We start from the raw sequence: 16,471 nt of genomic DNA on the forward strand, positions 1-16,471 counted from the left end.
CCCTCTTCGTGAGGACACAGTGATGTACAAGCTTTTCTTCCGTCTGGTGTTCCAGCGGATGGACCCGGAGCAGGCCCACCATCTGGCGTTCCGGTGGATCCGGCTTGCCGTCCGCATCCCGGTGCTGCGCACGTTCGTCGCGGCCGTGCTCGCGCCCCGCTACCAGGAGCTGCGCACCGAGGCGTTCGGGCTGCGTATGCACGGCCCCTTCGGGCTCGCCGCCGGCTTCGACAAGAACGCGATCGCCATCGACGGCATGTCGATGCTGGGCTTCGACCATGTCGAGATCGGCACGGTCACCGGGGAGGCGCAGCCGGGCAATCCCAAGAAGCGGCTGTTCCGGCTGGTGCCGGACCGGGCGCTGATCAACCGCATGGGTTTCAACAACGAGGGCTCACTGGTCGTCGCCGCCCGGCTGGCCTCCCGTACGCCGGTCTTCAAGACCGTGGTCGGCGTCAACATCGGCAAGACCAAGGTCGTCCCGGAGGCCGAGGCGGCCGGGGACTATGTGAAGTCGACGGAGCGTGTCGCGCCGTACGCCGACTACCTGGTCGTGAACGTCTCCTCGCCGAACACGCCCGGCCTGCGCAATCTGCAGGCCGTGGATCACCTGCGTCCCCTCCTGAGCGCCGTCCGTGAGGCCGCCGACCGTACGGTCACCGACCGCCGCGTCCCGCTGCTGGTGAAGATCGCGCCGGACCTCGCCGACGAGGACGTCGACGCGGTCGCCGACCTGGCCGTCGAGCTCGGTCTGGACGGGATCATCGCCACGAACACCACCATCGCGCGCGGGGGCCTCGGTTTGACTTCCGAACCCTCGCTGATCGAGGAGACCGGCGGACTCTCCGGCGCTCCGCTCAAGGCGCGCTCCCTGGAGGTGCTGCGCCGCCTCTACGCGCGCGTGGGCGACCGGATCACCCTGGTGGGCGTCGGCGGCATCGAGGACGCCGAGGACGCCTGGCAGCGCGTCCTCGCCGGCGCCACCCTCGTCCAGGGGTACAGCGCCTTCATTTACGAGGGCCCCTTCTACGCCCGCGCCATCCACAAGGGCCTCGCCGCCCGCCTGAGGACCAGCCCGTATGCCACCCTCGCCGACGCGGTCGGCGCCGACGTAAGGAAGGCCGCATGAGCCAGGAACCCTTCGGCGCACGCCTGCGCCGCGCCATGGACGAGCGCGGCCCGCTGTGCGTCGGCATCGACCCGCACGCCTCCCTGCTCAGCGAGTGGGGCCTGAACGACGACATTGCGGGCCTGGAGCGGTTCAGCCGCACGGTCGTCGAGGCGCTGGCCGACCGGATCGCCGTCCTCAAGCCGCAGAGCGCGTTCTTCGAGCGCTTCGGATCGCGCGGTGTCGCCGTCCTGGAGAAGACGGTCGTACAGGCCCGCGCCGCCGGTGCGCTGGTCGTGATGGACGCCAAGCGCGGCGACATCGGCTCGACCATGGCCGCGTACGCCGAGTCCTTCCTCCGGAAGGACTCCCCGCTCTTCTCGGACGCGCTGACCGTCTCGCCGTATCTGGGCTACGGCTCGCTGAGCCCGGCCGTCGCGCTGGCCCGGGAGAGCGGCACGGGCCTGTTCGTGCTGGCGCTCACCTCGAACCCCGAGGGCCGCGAGGTCCAGCACGCCGTCCGCGCCGACGGGCGGACCGTCGGAGCGACGATGCTGGCGCACCTGGCCGCCGAGAACGCGGGGGAGGAGCCGCTGGGCTCCTTCGGGGCGGTCGTCGGCGCCACGCTCGGCGATCTGTCGTCGTACGACCTCGACATCAACGGTCCGCTCCTTGCACCCGGGATCGGCGCCCAGGGCGCCACTCCGGCCGACCTTCCCGGGGTCTTCGGCGCCGCGGTGCGCAATGTCGTGCCGAACGTCAGCCGGGGCGTGCTGCGGCACGGGCTCGACGCCGGCGCGCTGCGGGGAGCCGCCGAGCGGTTCGCGGAGGAGATCCGGGCGGCCGTGACCACCGCCTGAGGCGTTCGAAACGGGTCGCACCAGTCCTCCGATGAGTGGCTCGGGACCGACTTGAGCCTGAATACATCCTCAAATCCGGGGCAGTATGTCGTAAATGTCCGTCTCCAGGGAGGCTGACCAGGACTTTTCCGCTGTTCTCGCTGACTCTGGCGGACTTGGCCGCTAGTCTCCGAGCAGAGTGAACGGGCAAGCGTGTTGCTCGTAGCTCCCCAGGTGTGGGGCGACTAGGTTCCTCACCGGTCCGTATCCGACAGTTCAACATCCGAGGTGACGTAGGCGTGGCTCTTCCGCCCCTTACCCCTGAACAGCGCGCAGCCGCGCTCGAAAAGGCCGCCGCGGCTCGCCGGGAGCGGGCCGAGGTCAAGAATCGACTCAAGCACTCCGGCGCCTCCCTTCACGAGGTCATCAAGCAGGGCCAGGAGAACGACGTCATCGGCAAGATGAAGGTCTCCGCCCTCCTCGAGTCCCTGCCGGGCGTGGGCAAGGTCCGCGCCAAGCAGATCATGGAGCGACTCGGCATCTCCGAGAGCCGTCGTGTGCGCGGCCTCGGCTCGAACCAGATCGCTTCCCTGGAGCGTGAGTTCGGCAGCACCGGCTCCTGAGCCCGTCATGCGGGCAGGGAGTCCCGGGCATGCCGGGATAGCTGGAATAATCGCTGCATGAGTGAACGTCCGCGGCTGACCGTGCTCTCCGGCCCCTCCGGGGTCGGCAAGAGCACGGTCGTCGCCCATATGCGCAAGGAACACCCCGAGGTCTGGCTCTCGGTGTCGGCGACGACCCGTAAGCCCCGCCCCGGCGAGCGGCATGGGGTCCACTACTTCTTCGTCACCGACGAGGAGATGGACAAGCTGATCGCCAATGGCGAGCTGCTGGAGTGGGCGGAATTCGCCGGCAACCGCTACGGCACACCCCGCAGGGCCGTGCTGGAGCGCCTGGAGGCGGGTGAGCCCGTCCTTCTGGAGATCGACCTCCAGGGTGCCCGGCAGGTCCGCGAGTCCATGCCGGAGGCCCAGCTGGTGTTCCTGGCTCCTCCCTCCTGGGAGGAGCTGGTGCGCAGACTCACCGGACGCGGCACCGAGCCGCCCGAGGTGATCGAGCGGCGTCTGGACGCCGCGAAGGTCGAGCTGGAGGCCGAGCCGGAGTTCGATGTGACCTTGGTCAACACCTCCGTCGAGGACGTGGCGCGCGAGCTGCTAGCCTTGGTGGACGTTGTGTGATCGTTTTCGATCTCATCCCATCTGTCGGAAGGTAGAGCGTGTCCTCTTCCATCACCGCGCCCGAGGGCATCATCAACCCGCCGATCGACGAGTTGCTTGAGGCCACTGACTCGAAGTACAGCCTGGTGATCTACGCGGCCAAGCGTGCCCGCCAGATCAACGCGTACTACTCGCAGCTCGGCGAGGGTCTCCTTGAGTACGTCGGTCCGCTCGTCGACACCCACGTCCACGAGAAGCCGCTCTCGATCGCCCTGCGTGAGATCAACGCGGGTCTGCTGACGTCCGAGGCCGTTGAGGGTCCGGCGCAGTAGTATTTACAGCTTGCAGCTGACTTTTCCACAGGCCCGGCAGCGCGACTGCCGGGCCTGTGGTGTGTAGTGGAGTCGTACGTTTGCCGAGTCCGGGGAGAGACGGTGGACAAGCCCAAGGTCGTTCTGGGGGTCAGCGGTGGCATCGCCGCCTACAAGGCGTGCGAGCTGCTGCGCAGACTGACCGAGTCCGGGCACGACGTCCGTGTGGTGCCGACCGCCTCCGCCCTGCACTTCGTCGGTGCCGCCACCTGGTCCGCGCTCTCCGGCCACCCGGTCGCGACGGAGGTCTGGGACGACGTCCACGAGGTCCCGCACGTCCGTATCGGCCAGCACGCCGATCTGGTGGTCGTCGCCCCGGCGACCGCCGACATGCTCGCGAAGGCGGCCCACGGCCTCGCCGACGACCTGCTCACCAACACTCTCCTCACCGCCCGCTGCCCGGTCGTCTTCGCCCCCGCCATGCACACGGAGATGTGGGAGCACCCGGCCACCCAGGAGAACGTGGCGACGCTGCGCCGCCGCGGTGCGGTCGTCATCGAACCGGCCGTGGGCCGCCTCACCGGCGTCGACACCGGCAAGGGCCGACTGCCCGATCCGGCCGAGATCTTCGAGGTCTGCCGTCGCGTCCTGGCCCGGGGAGTGACGGAACCCGACCTGGCCGGCCGGCACGTCGTCGTCAGCGCGGGGGGCACCCGCGAGCCCCTCGACCCGGTCCGCTTCCTCGGCAACCGCTCCTCCGGCAAGCAGGGCTACGCCCTCGCCCGCACCGCCGCGGCGCGCGGCGCCCGTGTGACGCTGATCTCCGCGAACGCGGACCTGCCCGACCCGGCGGGTGTGGATGTCGTGCCGGTCGGGACGGCCGTACAGCTGCGTGAGGCGGTGCTGAAGGCGGCCGCGGACGCCGACGCGGTCGTCATGGCCGCCGCGGTAGCGGACTTCCGCCCGGCGACCTACGCGGCCGGAAAGATCAAAAAGAGAGACGGCCAGGACCCGGACCCCATCGTGCTGGTGCGGAATCCCGACATCCTCGCGGAGATCTCGGCCGACCGCGCCCGCCCCGGACAGGTGATCGTCGGCTTCGCCGCCGAGACGGACGACGTCCTGGCCAACGGACGCAAGAAGCTGGCACGCAAGGGCTGCGACCTGCTGGTGGTGAACGAGGTGGGGGAACGCAAGACGTTCGGTGCCGAGGAGAACGAGGCGGTGGTGCTGGGCGCCGACGGCACCGAGACCCCCGTCCCGCACGGCCCGAAGGAAGCCCTGGCCGAAACAGTGTGGGACCTGGTGGCCCAGCGGCTGCTGTGAACGTTTCATTCGCTTCACGGCTCTCCCACGCCTCGGACACAGAGGCGTGGCACCCCTGGCCAAGGTCACCGTGGATTAGGCAGAATGCCCGTGCCGCAGGTCACCGTGCTCCCGAGTGGCGAGACAGGACGACCGACGGCCGAGCCGACCGATAAACTGTTCTCGGACGGAGCCGGGCGCAGCCCCCGAGCCCGTCCGACCATGATCAGCCAGCAGCCGCTGCAACCCCAGGGAGCGTTGTGTCCCGTCGCCTGTTCACCTCGGAGTCTGTGACCGAGGGCCACCCCGACAAGATCGCTGACCAGATCAGCGACACCATTCTCGACGCGCTTCTGCGCGAGGACCCGACGTCCCGGGTCGCCGTCGAGACGCTGATCACGACCGGCCAGGTGCATGTGGCCGGCGAGGTCACCACCAAGACGTACGCGGACATCGCGACGCTTGTCCGCAACAAGGTCCTCGAGATCGGCTACGACTCCTCGAAGAAGGGCTTCGACGGCGCCTCCTGCGGTGTGTCGGTGTCCATCGGCGCGCAGTCCCCGGACATCGCGCAGGGCGTCGACACGGCGTACGAGAACCGCGTCGAGGGCGACGAGGACGAGCTGGACAAGCAGGGCGCGGGCGACCAGGGCCTGATGTTCGGCTACGCGACGGACGAGACGCCGACGCTGATGCCGCTGCCGATCTTCCTGGCACACCGGCTGTCGAAGCGCCTGTCCGAGGTCCGCAAGAACGGCACCATCCCGTACCTGCGCCCCGACGGCAAGACCCAGGTCACCATCGAGTACGACGGCGACAAGGCCGTCCGCCTCGACACGGTCGTGGTCTCCTCGCAGCACGCGAGCGACATCGACCTGGAGTCCCTGCTCGCCCCCGACATCCGCGAGTTCGTCGTGGAGGCGGAGCTGAAGGCGCTCCTGGACGAGGGCATCAAGCTCGACACCGAGAACTACCGCCTGCTCGTCAACCCGACCGGCCGCTTCGAGATCGGCGGCCCGATGGGCGACGCCGGCCTCACCGGCCGCAAGATCATCATCGACACGTACGGCGGTATGGCCCGCCACGGCGGCGGCGCGTTCTCCGGCAAGGACCCGTCCAAGGTGGACCGTTCGGCCGCGTACGCGATGCGCTGGGTCGCCAAGAACGTCGTGGCCGCGGGCCTCGCCACTCGCTGCGAGGTCCAGGTCGCCTACGCCATCGGCAAGGCCGAGCCGGTCGGTCTCTTCGTCGAGACCTTCGGCACCGCCAAGATCGACCACGAGAAGATCGAGAAGGCGATCGACGAGGTCTTCGACCTCCGCCCGGCCGCCATCATCCGCGACCTCGACCTCCTCCGCCCGATCTACGCCCAGACCGCCGCATACGGCCACTTCGGCCGTGAGCTCCCCGAGTTCACCTGGGAGCGCACGGACCGCGTGGACGCACTGCGGCAGGCGGCGGGGCTGTAACTCCCACGTCGAGAGGCTTTCTGCGAGGCCCGGCGCCCATGGGGGCGCCGGGCCTCGGTACGTTTCCGGCCCTCGGGGACTCGGACGCCCCTGATTGTCAGTGGCGTTTGGAACAATGCATGTGTGACCAGCGAGAACGGGCAGGGGGAAGGCGGCGGGGAGGGCGCGCCGCCTGAGCAGCTCGCGCTCATTCGGGAGAGTGTGCGTCAGGCGAAGGCGCCGCGGGCCAAGCCGCGGACGTGGCGGGGGGCCGCGCTCGCGAAGGAGCTGCCTGTTGCGCGGGTGCTGGTGGACAAGGGGGTGCTGCATCTTGATCGGTACTTCGACTATGCGGTGCCCGAGGAGCTCGACGCCGAGGCGCAGCCGGGCGTGCGGGTGCGGGTGCGGTTCGGGGCCGGACGGCATCGGGTGCGGGACGGGCGGCGTGAGGGCGGCGGGCTGATCGACGGGTTCCTCGTCGAGCGGCGGGCCGAGTCCGACTACGCGGGGCCGTTGGCCGCGCTGGCCCAAGTGGTGTCGCCCGAGCCCGTGTTGAGCGAGGAACTGCTCGGATTGGCTCGTGCTGTCGCCGATCGGTACGCCGGGAGTCTCGCCGATGTGTTGCAGCTCGCGGTGCCGCCGCGCAGTGCGCGGGCCGAGCAGCGGCCGTCGCCCGAGCCGTTGTCCGCGCCCGGGGTGCCGGATGCGGGGTCATGGGCGCGGTACGAGCGAGGGGGCGCGTTTCTTGAAGCGTTGGCCTCCGGGGGTGCGCCGCGTGCTGTGTGGAATGCGCTGCCCGGTGCCGATGCCTGGAGCGATGAGCTGGCCCGGGCCGTTGCGGCGACGCTCGCCTCCGGACGCGGGGCGCTGGTCGTGTTGCCGGACGGGCGGGCCGTTGCGCGGGTCGACGCCGCGTTGACCTCGCTGCTGGGGGAGGGGCGGCATGCGGTCCTCACCGCCGATGCCGGGCCCGAGAAGCGGTATCGGGAGTGGCTGGCGGTGCGGCGAGGGGCCGTGCGAGCCGTCGTGGGGACGCGGGCCGCGATGTTCGCACCGGTGCGGGATCTCGGGCTCGTCGCCATCTGGGACGACGGCGACGACAGCCACAGCGAGCTGCACGCGCCGCAGCCGCATGCGCGTGAGGTGCTGCTGCTCCGGGCGGCCCAGGACAAGTGCGCCTTTCTGCTGGGCAGTTGGAGCTGCACGGTGGAGGCCGCGCAGCTCGTGGAGAGCGGGTGGGCGAGGCCACTGGTGGCGGCGCGCGAGCAGGTGCGGGGCGCCGCGCCGCTCGTACGGACCGTGGGGGACGGGGATCTCGCGCGGGACGAGGCCGCGCGGGCGGCACGGCTGCCGAGCCTTGCCTGGCAGGTCGCCAGGGACGCGCTGCGCACCGGGCCGGTGCTCGTGCAGGTGCCGCGGCGGGGGTACGTGCCACGGATGGCCTGCGCGCAGTGCCGGGCGGCGGCGCGGTGCCGGCATTGCGTCGGGCCGATGGAGGGGCAGGATGCCGGGGCGTTGCGGTGCGGCTGGTGCGGGCGCGAGGAGGCTGCCTGGCACTGTCCGGAGTGCGGGTCGTTCCGGCTGCGGGCGCAGGTCGTGGGGGCGCGGCGGACCGCGGAGGAACTGGGGCGTGCCTTCCCGGCCGTTCCGGTGCGGACGTCGGGGCGTGAGCATGTGCTGGACACCGTGCCGGGGGCTCCGGCGCTGGTCGTGAGTACGCCCGGGGCCGAGCCGGTTGCCGAGGGCGGATACGCGGCCGCCCTGCTGCTGGACGGCTGGGCCATGCTCGGTCGGGCCGATCTGCGCGCCGGAGAGGACGCGTTGCGGCGGTGGATCGCCGCGTCCGCGCTCGTGCGGCCGCAGGGGGACGGCGGCACCGTGGTGGTCGTCGCCGAACCCACGTTGCGGCCCGTGCAGGCGCTGGTGCGGTGGGATCCCGTCGGCCATGCGGTACGGGAACTCGGTGAGCGCGCCGAGCTGGGGTTTCCGCCGGTGTCGCGGATGGCTGCCGTGACCGGGCCGGGGGAGGCGGTCGCGGAGTTCCTGCAGGCGGTGGAACTGCCGCGGGAAGCCCAGGTGTTGGGGCCCGTGCCGGTGCCGGTCACCGCCGCGGGGGGACCGCGGCGCGTGGGGGCGCCGCCGCCCGGGGAGCACTGGGACCGGGCCTTGATCCGGGTGCCGCCGGGGCGGGGGGCTGCGCTGGCCGCCGCGTTGAAGGCCGCGCAGGCTGCGCGGATGGCCAAGGGGGGCGGGGAGGCGGTTCGGGTTCGGATTGATCCGCCGGACATTGGGTGAGGGGCGGGGCAGCGATCCGCAGCAAGGGGGATGCATTCTGCGGGTCGGTGGGGGCTGGTCGCGCAGTTCCCCGCGCCCCTTCGGGGCGCTGCCGGGCCCGGCATGCTTCTGCCCTCCCGGTTCCGTTCCGGGAGGGCAGTGCGGGTGTCGTCAGCCGTTGCGCGGGCCCGGGAAGGCCGTGGGCCTGGCCTCGTCGCGGAGGGCCGGGCTGCCTGCCGTCGGCTGGGTCGGCATGGAGCGGGCGGCGGGGACCGTCGGCATCGTGGGGAAGCCGGTGTTGACGTTGACCGTGCGGGCGCTCTTCGGCTCGGCGGGGTGCTCGGTCTCGGTGGCCGTCTGCGTCGCGGCACGGCGTGATCCGTAACGGCGGTGCACCGCCTGCTTGGTGACGCCGAGTGCGGAGCCCACCGCGTCCCAGGAGAAGCCGAGTGAGCGGTCGAAATCCACGGCGGCCGTGACCAGGGTCTCGACACTGTCGCGCAGTTCTTGCGCGAGGCGGACCGTCGGGGCGGGGGCGCGTCCGTAGACGACGAAGCCCGTGGACGGGCCGGAGCGGCGCGGGCGGTAGACGTTGCCCAACTGGGCGGTGAGGGTGCGCAGTGCGTCCACCTGCCGGCGGACCCGCTCGATGTCCCGCACCAGCAAGTGCAGGCTGGCCCGAGCCTGGGCGTCGTGGGTTGCGTGGTCGGCCATGAACAAGCCTCTCGAACCGGCGTTGAAAAGGATCGGGCCGCGCGATGTGCGGCCCGTTGTGGTCAACTCTTTCTTGACCAACGCGGATTCGCTCCGCGGGTCACGCAGAGGGGGCGTATGGGCATATGCGTGCGCCCTTGTCGCTCGGGCGTGCGCTGGCGCTCCGCGGAACGAGGGGGGTGCATTCTGCGGGTCGGTGGGGGCTGGTCGCGCAGTTCCCCGCGCCCCTTCGGGGCGCAGCACACCGCCGCGGGTCCGGAGGCCATCCCCCCCGCCCGCCCCCATAGACTGGTGCGTCGCCCGCATCCAACCCTCGCCCGAGAGGCCCGTACCCAGCCATGAAGCTCGTCTTCGCCGGCACCCCCGAGGTCGCCGTTCCCGCACTGGACGCTCTGATCGCCTCCGGGCGGCACGAGGTGGCCGCTGTCGTCACGCGGCCCGATGCGCCGGCCGGGCGGGGACGCAGGCTGGTCGCGAGTCCGGTCGCCGAGCGGGCGGTGGAGGCCGGGATCGAGGTGCTGAGGCCCGCCAAGCCGCGGGACCCCGCCTTCCTGGAGCGGCTCGAGGAGATCGCGCCGGACTGCTGTCCGGTCGTGGCGTACGGCGCCCTGCTGCCCCGCGTGGCCCTCGACATCCCCGCCCACGGCTGGGTCAATCTGCACTTCTCGCTGCTGCCCGCCTGGCGGGGAGCGGCACCCGTGCAGCACGCCGTCATGGCCGGCGACGAGATCACGGGCGCCTCGACCTTCCTCATCGAAGAGGGGCTCGACTCGGGGCCCGTCTACGGCACCGTGACCGAGACGATCCGGCCCACCGACACCAGCGGCGACCTGCTGACCCGGCTCGCCTTCGCCGGCGCCGGGCTGCTCGTCGCGACCATGGACGGCATCGAGGACGGCACCCTGAAGGCCGTACCGCAGCCGGCCGAAGGCATCACCATGGCGCCGAAGATCACCGTCGAGGACGCCCGCGTCGACTGGTCGGCGCCCGCGCTGCGGGTCGACCGCGTCGTACGCGGATGCACGCCGGCGCCCGGAGCCTGGACCACCTTCCACGGTGAGCGGCTCAAGCTCATCCAGGTCGCCACCGTGCCCGACCGCGACGAGCTCGCCCCGGGTGTCCTCTCTGTCGGCAAGAACCATGTGTACGTCGGTACGGGCTCGTACGCCGTCGAGCTGCTCTGGATCCAGGCCCAGGGCAAGAAGCCGATGCGGGCCGCCGACTGGGCGCGTGGCGTGCGGGACGCGGACGGCGAGACGCTGGGCGTGTGACGCGGCGGTCCCCGGCAGCGACGTACGCTGGGGCACATCTCTCCCCCTTTCATCTTTCATCCGGAGCACCTTTTACGTGAGTGAGCAGTCCCGCCGGCCCCGCAAGCCCTACCGTCGGCCCAAGAAGGACCCCGTCCGCTTCCTCGCCTTCGAGGCGCTCAGGGCGGTGGACGAGCGAGACGCGTACGCCAACCTCGTCCTGCCGCCGCTGCTCAGGAAGGCGCGGGAGAAGGGCGACTTCGACGGGCGGGACGCCGCGCTCGCGACCGAGCTGGTATACGGGACGCTGCGGCGGCAGGGGACGTACGACGCCGTCATCGCCGCTTGTGTGGACCGGCCCCTGCGTGAGGTCGACCCGCCCGTGCTCGATGTGCTGAGCCTCGGCGTGCATCAACTGCTGGGGACGCGGATCCCCACGCACGCCGCCGTCTCGGCCTCCGTCGAGCTGGCCCGGGTCGTGCTCGGCGACGGGCGGGCCAAGTTCGTCAACGCCGTCCTCAGGAAGGTCGCGCAGGACGACCTCGACGGGTGGCTCGCCAAGGTCGCTCCGCCCTACGACGACGATCCCGAGGAGCATCTCGCCGTCGTCCACTCCCACCCCCGCTGGGTCGTCTCCGCGCTGTGGGACTCTCTCGGCGGCGGTCGCGCCGGGATCGAGGAGCTGCTGGAGGCCGACAACGAGCGGCCCGAGGTCACCCTGGTCGCCCGGCCCGGGCGGGCCACCGCCGAGGAGCTGCTCGGCGAGGAGGCCGCGGTGGCGGGGCGCTGGTCGCCGTACGCCGTACGGCTCACCGAGGGCGGCGAGCCCGGTGCGATCGAGGCCGTGCGGGAGGGGCGGGCCGGTGTGCAGGACGAGGGCAGTCAGCTCGTCGCGCTCGCTCTGGCCAACGCGCCGATCGACGGCTCCGACGAGAAGTGGCTCGACGGGTGTGCCGGGCCCGGCGGCAAGGCCGCGCTGCTTGCCGCCCTCGCCGCCGAGCGGGGCGCGATGCTCGTCGCCTCCGAGAAGCAGCCGCACCGGGCGGCGCTGGTCGCGAAGGCGCTCCAGGGGAACCCCGGTCCGTATCAGGTCATCGCCGGCGACGGGACTCGGCCGCCCTGGCTGCCCGGCTCCTTCGACCGGGTGCTGATGGACGTGCCGTGCACCGGGCTGGGGGCGCTGCGGCGGCGGCCCGAGGCGCGCTGGCGGCGGCGGCCCGACGACCTCGACGGGTTCGCTCCGCTGCAGCGCGCCCTGCTGCGCACCGCGCTCGAGTCGGTGCGGGTCGGCGGAGTCGTCGGCTACGCCACCTGCTCGCCGCACCTCGCCGAGACCCGGGCCGTCATCGACGACACACTCAAGCACGATCCGCACGCCGAACTCCTCGACGCCCGCCCGATGCTGCCGGGCGTACCGGACCTCGGCGACGGTCCCGACGTACAGCTGTGGCCGCACCGGCACGGGACCGACGCCATGTATCTGGCCCTCATCCGCCGGACTGGGTGACGCTCTTCGCGGGTGTAGGCGCTCAAAATGAGTGACCAGTTCTCATTTCGGTTGGCCAGTGTCCGACCAACCGGTCACTGAAGTGAGACGGATAGACGTTCACCTTCTTCCCGCCGTCGTAGCCGCGTGAGGAGGCCGGGACTGTCGCGGCGGCCCGCACCGACTGCGCGTCGGTGATCCCCGCCGTGGGCTCGGCCGCACGGCCCTCGCGTTCACGGACCGTCCCGCGCAGCCGGTCAGCGGATCGCGTCCAGCATCTGGGGGTGGCAATAGCTCTCGGCGCGTACAACAACGACAACAGGGCCTCCGCGAACCGCTCGGAATGGGATCCCACCCCCGAGCTGCCAGGAGGCCCTGCTTTCATGCGCGTACCGGCGGAAGATCACCCGACCAGGAACTCCGTTCGACTTGCAGGTTCCAAGATCGGTTGAGATACGGCTCCCCCTCAGGCCTGGGGCCGGCGCGCCTGCTCAGCGGCTTGAGCGAGGCTCGCCAGCTGTGGATTTTCCTGGTGGGTCACGGTGAGTTTGAATCGGCTGATGCGCCATCCCTTCGGCGTACGGACCGCCTCGGTATCGTAGAAACCCACCACCAGCCAGCGGTCGGGTCCGTCACCGACGAGTTCCACCGGAAGCCAGTGCTCGGCGCGCACGTGCGCATGAATCGTCGCGCTGTCGCCGTCGATGGTGACGACGTGGCCGGTGATCGCGTGGTGGGTCGCAGCGAAGGGCGCCAAGGTTGTGCGGAGGAGCTCGACGCAGTCATGCAGCGAAGCAGTTACCGCCGGCATGCCGGTAACTGCTTCGAAATCCACCGTCAGCGGATCGGTGCAAATGCGGCTGGGCAGGTGGGTGAACTCCTTCATGTCCGCAATATCGGCATATCGGCTCAGCAGCTCGGCGAGATCAATACGGTCGTCCATAACGTCCCTTTCCTTGACGGACTTTGTTGCCTGACCAGACCCGCACGTGCCCCGGTCGGCAGAGTGAGCATCAGCGCCGAGTCGCCGGCTGCAAGCGTTGAGCCGTATGTCCAGCCGGTGTGCACCGCGCTCCGCGCACCTGGCCCGGCCGCTGTGTACGAGGCGTGTAGCCGCCGCTCGAAGTGCAGAGTGCACAGTTCACTGGACAGACCCCACACGGGCTGGTGTGGCGGAGCTTTCGCGAGTGTGGCGGGGTCGGGGTGATTGTCGTGGTTGGTTTCGCAGCAGTTGTTCGATGAGGCGTTCCTTGGCCAGGGCGAGGTGGCGACGGTAGGTGCCGTAGGGAACCCCGAGTCGCCGGGCGGCGGCCTTGTGGGTGCGGGAGGCCGTGATGTAGGTGGCGGTGAGAGCCTCGTGCGCTTTGACGCCCGCGGGATCGATCTGCAGCGCGTCGAGGGCGGTGAGGATGGCGCCGCGCAGGTCCGCGGCCGGGTCGGGTGAGCCCGGCGGCACGAGATGGGTGTACAGCAGGACGCTGGTGGCGAATTCGCGGGGGGTGTGCCAGGTGCGCAGTGCATCGAGCACGCCTTCCGCGAACGCGGCGCGCGCCGGCTGGTCGCCCAGGTCACTCGCGGCGGCAGTCGCAGGCCATGTTGCTACGGGCGTGACCGCGGTGCGAGCCCGGTGTTGCACCCACTGTTCCACTGTTTGCCGTCGCCAGTCCCGGCCGAAGACGTGCTGTCGCAGGCCGCCGACGTCCACGGCCGCGACCTCCGGCATCCCGGCCTCGGCGAGGTAGTGCCCCCACAGGTCCGCGTCTTCGAAGACGGTGAAGGTCACCGCGCGTTTGTGGGTCCGCATCTCCTCGCCGATGGTGCGCCGGCTGGTGAGCTCCATCAGGGGCGAGGGCCGCTGGTGCCCGCCGGGTTGTACCGCGAAGCGCCGGATACCCAAGTGCTCGCCCGGCCCCAGGGGAGCGGCCGCCTCCACAAGGTCCCAGACTGCCGCGATCACCGGGTCCTCAGCGCGGTCCTCGGGCAGTGGTGCGTCCAGCCGCAGAATGGCCATGAATGACACGGGTGCGGAGGAGCCCGCATAGCGATGGACGCGGAAGGCCTCCGGTTGGCGGCGCACCCAGTGCGCGACCGCTGCCGCTGATGCCGGGCCCTCCGCTTCCTCGGCCATGCGCAGCACGCCGGGCACGTCTTCGGACCGGAGCGGAGTGTCCTCGATATGCGGGTGCGTTCGGTAGTTGTACAGATCATCCGGGCCGCCCTGGTTGCGGAAGAGGAACATCCACTCCGCGACCCGCAGCAGCACGTCCTCCTCGGCGGCGCCGCGCACGGCCTGCAGGCCCGCGAGCGAGATGCGGGCGCGGACGTCGTCGTAGCGCTCAGGGTCCCGCCAGCGCAGGTCGGCCTCGAGGGTCGCCCGCACCGCGTCGTGCGGGTGCAGCCCTTCCGGCGTGGCCTCGATGTAGGGCAGCTGGCGCAGCCAGGAGAACACCGTGTTGGTGTCCTGGTCACCCAGCACGGCGCGCAGCAGGGGCTCGCGGGTGACGTAGGCCTGCGCGACCACCTCGAGGGCGCGCCGGTGGACGGCGCTGGGCAGGTCGCCCACCAGCCGCTCGACGAGGGTCCTCAGGACGTCGCCGGTCGGCTCCCACGGTGCGCCGGGTGCGGCCGGGACGGAGGCGGCCAACGAGAGGGCGAGCGGGCTGCCTCCGGCGAAGGCGACGAAGGCGCCGCGCTGCTCTGCGGGGACACCCCGGGCAGCGAGCAGGGCGTGGGACTGGGCGGCGTCGAGCGGCCGCACGGCCAGTGCGGTGAACAACTGCGCCCATCCAGGGTCCAGCGACCATTCGGCGTCGGGGGCGACCCTGCTGGCCACCACCACGATCGCGTGGTCGGCGAGCCGCAGCAGAAAGGTCTCGCGCAGCCATGCCTCGAGTGGCTGACACTGCTCGAAGGTGTCGATGAGCAGCACCGCACCGGGTTCGGCACACGCCGGGGCCGCAGTCTCCTCGAGCCGGCGCGGATCGGCGTCGAGGAACCGTCCGTCCACGTGCACCACGCGGCGGCCGGTGAGCTCGGCCTGCCGGGCGGCGTAGCGCACCAGCGAGGACTTGCCGATGCCGCCGGCACCGTGCATGTACGCCACGAGCGGAGCGTCCGCCGCGCCCGACAGCATCCGGTCGAGCACTGCCCGCTCCGGCTCCCTGCCCACCAGCGCACCGGCTCGAGCCTGCGCCAGCCGGCCCGCCAGGCCCACTGCTCCCAATCCAAGCCCCTCTCTGGATTCCGTCATGCCTCCACGGTCGGACAGGAGACGGATTGGTCAAGGGCCGGTTACATCCGTGACCGGAGCGGGACCGGACCTGGCCGAGTCCTGGATGACGTCGAGCTGTCGAAGGCCGCCGAGGCTCGGTGAGCTTCGGTCGACGGCCGGGCTTGTCGGCCCCAGCGGGCTACAGGAACTCGCTTCGGTAGGTCAAGGCCAGCTCGGCCGCGCGACGGCGGCGTTCCGCGAGCTCGTCCTCCGACAGCTGCGGCGGCGGTGCGTCCTTGCCCGCGACGACATCGCCGATGCGCAGGAAGTACTCGTCCTGGCCGGCGGGGGTGCACATGCACAGCATGCGGGCTGGCGCACCCGAGGCGTTGCGGAAGTTGTGCGGCGCGTTGGCCGGGATGTTGATCGTGGACCCGGCCCCTACGGTGTGCTTCTCGCCGCGGAAGGTGAACTCGATCTCGCCTTCGAGAATCGTGAACATCTCCTCGAAGTCGTGTCGGTGCGGCGGTGGGCCGCCGCCGTCGGGGATGCGCATGTCGATCAGGCAGTATTGGCCGTTGGTCTGCTCGCCGGTGACCAGCATGGCGTACGTGTTGCCCACCAGCGAGATGTACGTCGTGCCGGGGTCGTCGGGGTTCGCGACGGTCAGCGAGCGGGACGGATCGTCGTCGGGGATCATCGCGGTCGTCTCCTCAGATGTCGGTCAAGGGGGAGTCGGTCGCCTGGCGCGACGACGACCTTGCCGCTGGGCAGAGCGCCCGCGGTGTCGGCGTGCAAGGCCCATGGTTCGGTTGGGTGCACCCGCGGGCGGTTGGTTGTTGACGGTTGAAGTGCAGCCCAGAGTAGGAACGGCTATGCGCAGTAAGCGTGTACGTCTGCGACACCGCATGGGATTGCGGCGACATCTTCGTCGGCGCGGAGGACACATGAGCAGCAGGGCGCGTTTCCTCGGCCCGGGCGACAGGACGGGCACGTTCACCGTCGACGTCGACACCGACACCGACTCCACCGGCACCGGCCGGGGGACGGGGGAGCCGTTCATCGACACATGGAACACCGCTTGGGGGACCTGTACCCCCTGCCGGAATTCAGCGCTTCCACGATCGACGGCTTCCAGGGAACGACGCGCTGGGTGACCCCGCAGCACACCGCTGCCAACGAGCTCTGGGCTCTTCGCCCTTGACTGTCTCCGAAGCCGCCGCGCGCTGGCACTTCACCGACAGCAGCCTCTTCATCCGCGCATTCAAGAAACACCCGCCCAGTTCGCCCGCCGACCAACCTGACGCC

General features: G+C 70.9%; 14 protein-coding genes and 1 pseudogene. 10 read left to right on the top strand and 5 right to left on the bottom strand.

Going from position 1 to position 16,471, the window contains the following annotated elements; translation table 11 throughout:
- The first annotated feature begins 22 nt into the window (after positions 1-22).
- The 8 genes from OG828_RS40170 (at position 23) to OG828_RS40205 (ending at position 8,523) form a co-directional block, all read left to right on the top strand.
- The gene (locus tag OG828_RS40170; protein ID WP_328503919.1) at positions 23-1,129 is read left to right on the top strand and encodes a quinone-dependent dihydroorotate dehydrogenase; all 1,107 of its coding nucleotides are present in this window, start codon (positions 23-25) and stop codon (positions 1,127-1,129) included.
- Positions 1,126-1,968: an orotidine-5'-phosphate decarboxylase gene (gene pyrF, locus OG828_RS40175; protein WP_328503920.1), complete on the top strand. Its 843-nt coding sequence runs from the start codon at positions 1,126-1,128 to the stop codon at positions 1,966-1,968. The genes OG828_RS40170 and pyrF overlap by 4 nt, the downstream gene beginning before the upstream one ends.
- Positions 1,969-2,246: 278 nt before the next feature.
- Positions 2,247-2,570 (top strand): integration host factor, encoded by a 324-nt coding sequence (locus tag OG828_RS40180; protein WP_003977346.1) that lies wholly within the window; start codon positions 2,247-2,249, stop codon positions 2,568-2,570.
- 57 nt (positions 2,571-2,627) lie between these two features.
- A complete protein-coding gene (gene gmk, locus OG828_RS40185; RefSeq protein WP_301978320.1) occupies positions 2,628-3,185 on the top strand; it encodes a guanylate kinase in 558 nt (185 codons plus the stop codon).
- A 38-nt stretch (positions 3,186-3,223) separates the two neighbouring features.
- Positions 3,224-3,496, top strand: a complete 273-nt coding sequence (gene rpoZ / locus OG828_RS40190; RefSeq protein ID WP_003982715.1) for a DNA-directed RNA polymerase subunit omega — start codon at positions 3,224-3,226, stop codon at positions 3,494-3,496.
- Positions 3,497-3,598: 102 nt separating this feature from the next.
- Positions 3,599-4,801 carry a bifunctional phosphopantothenoylcysteine decarboxylase/phosphopantothenate--cysteine ligase CoaBC gene (coaBC, locus tag OG828_RS40195; RefSeq protein WP_328503921.1) on the top strand — a complete coding sequence of 401 codons (1,203 nt, stop codon included), beginning with the start codon at positions 3,599-3,601 and terminating at the stop codon, positions 4,799-4,801.
- A gap of 239 nt (positions 4,802-5,040) precedes the next feature.
- Entirely contained in the window at positions 5,041-6,249 is a 1,209-nt protein-coding gene (gene metK / locus OG828_RS40200) for a methionine adenosyltransferase (protein ID WP_328368207.1), read from the top strand.
- Positions 6,250-6,372: 123 nt separating this feature from the next.
- Positions 6,373-8,523 (top strand): primosomal protein N', encoded by a 2,151-nt coding sequence (locus tag OG828_RS40205; RefSeq protein WP_328503922.1) that lies wholly within the window; start codon positions 6,373-6,375, stop codon positions 8,521-8,523.
- A gap of 150 nt (positions 8,524-8,673) precedes the next feature.
- Here the strand turns inward: OG828_RS40205 and OG828_RS40210 are convergent, their stop codons facing one another.
- Positions 8,674-9,216, bottom strand: coding sequence for a hypothetical protein (locus OG828_RS40210; protein WP_328503923.1), 543 nt, complete (start codon positions 9,214-9,216; stop codon positions 8,674-8,676).
- 338 nt (positions 9,217-9,554) lie between these two features.
- Here OG828_RS40210 and fmt point away from each other — a divergent pair, with 338 nt between their 5' ends.
- Both fmt and OG828_RS40220 read left to right on the top strand, forming a co-directional pair.
- Entirely contained in the window at positions 9,555-10,487 is a 933-nt protein-coding gene (gene fmt / locus OG828_RS40215) for a methionyl-tRNA formyltransferase (protein ID WP_328503924.1), read from the top strand.
- A gap of 76 nt (positions 10,488-10,563) precedes the next feature.
- Positions 10,564-11,973 (top strand): RsmB/NOP family class I SAM-dependent RNA methyltransferase, encoded by a 1,410-nt coding sequence (locus OG828_RS40220; RefSeq protein ID WP_328441560.1) that lies wholly within the window; start codon positions 10,564-10,566, stop codon positions 11,971-11,973.
- A gap of 97 nt (positions 11,974-12,070) precedes the next feature.
- Here OG828_RS40220 and OG828_RS40225 read toward each other — a convergent pair.
- From OG828_RS40225 to OG828_RS40240, 4 genes and pseudogenes are all read right to left on the bottom strand, one after another.
- A pseudogene (locus OG828_RS40225) lies at positions 12,071-12,220 on the bottom strand (IS5 family transposase); the annotation flags it as partial.
- Between the two features lie 198 nt (positions 12,221-12,418).
- Positions 12,419-12,895, bottom strand: a complete 477-nt coding sequence (locus OG828_RS40230; protein WP_328368218.1) for a nuclear transport factor 2 family protein — start codon at positions 12,893-12,895, stop codon at positions 12,419-12,421.
- Positions 12,896-13,093: 198 nt separating this feature from the next.
- Complete coding sequence (locus tag OG828_RS40235; protein WP_328503925.1) at positions 13,094-15,202, bottom strand: ATP-binding protein; 2,109 nt, start codon at positions 15,200-15,202, stop codon at positions 13,094-13,096.
- 160 nt (positions 15,203-15,362) lie between these two features.
- Positions 15,363-15,863, bottom strand: coding sequence for a cupin domain-containing protein (locus OG828_RS40240; RefSeq protein ID WP_328503926.1), 501 nt, complete (start codon positions 15,861-15,863; stop codon positions 15,363-15,365).
- Positions 15,864-16,471: the final 608 nt, after the last annotated feature.

The sequence above is a fragment of the Streptomyces sp. NBC_00457 genome (assembly GCF_036014015.1).
Taxonomy (GTDB): domain Bacteria; phylum Actinomycetota; class Actinomycetes; order Streptomycetales; family Streptomycetaceae; genus Streptomyces.

Excerpts from the sequence above, each read along its gene's own strand:
- OG828_RS40170 (WP_328503919.1), top strand. The coding sequence starts at position 23 with ATGTACAAGCTTTTCTTCCGTCTGGTGTTCCAGCGGATGGACCCGGAG.
- pyrF (WP_328503920.1), top strand. The coding sequence starts at position 1,126 with ATGAGCCAGGAACCCTTCGGCGCACGCCTGCGCCGCGCCATGGACGAG.
- gmk (WP_301978320.1), top strand. The coding sequence starts at position 2,628 with ATGAGTGAACGTCCGCGGCTGACCGTGCTCTCCGGCCCCTCCGGGGTC.
- OG828_RS40210 (WP_328503923.1), bottom strand. The coding sequence starts at position 9,216 with ATGGCCGACCACGCAACCCACGACGCCCAGGCTCGGGCCAGCCTGCAC.
- fmt (WP_328503924.1), top strand. The coding sequence starts at position 9,555 with ATGAAGCTCGTCTTCGCCGGCACCCCCGAGGTCGCCGTTCCCGCACTG.
- OG828_RS40230 (WP_328368218.1), bottom strand. The coding sequence starts at position 12,895 with ATGGACGACCGTATTGATCTCGCCGAGCTGCTGAGCCGATATGCCGAT.
- OG828_RS40235 (WP_328503925.1), bottom strand. The coding sequence starts at position 15,202 with ATGACGGAATCCAGAGAGGGGCTTGGATTGGGAGCAGTGGGCCTGGCG.
- OG828_RS40240 (WP_328503926.1), bottom strand. The coding sequence starts at position 15,863 with ATGATCCCCGACGACGATCCGTCCCGCTCGCTGACCGTCGCGAACCCC.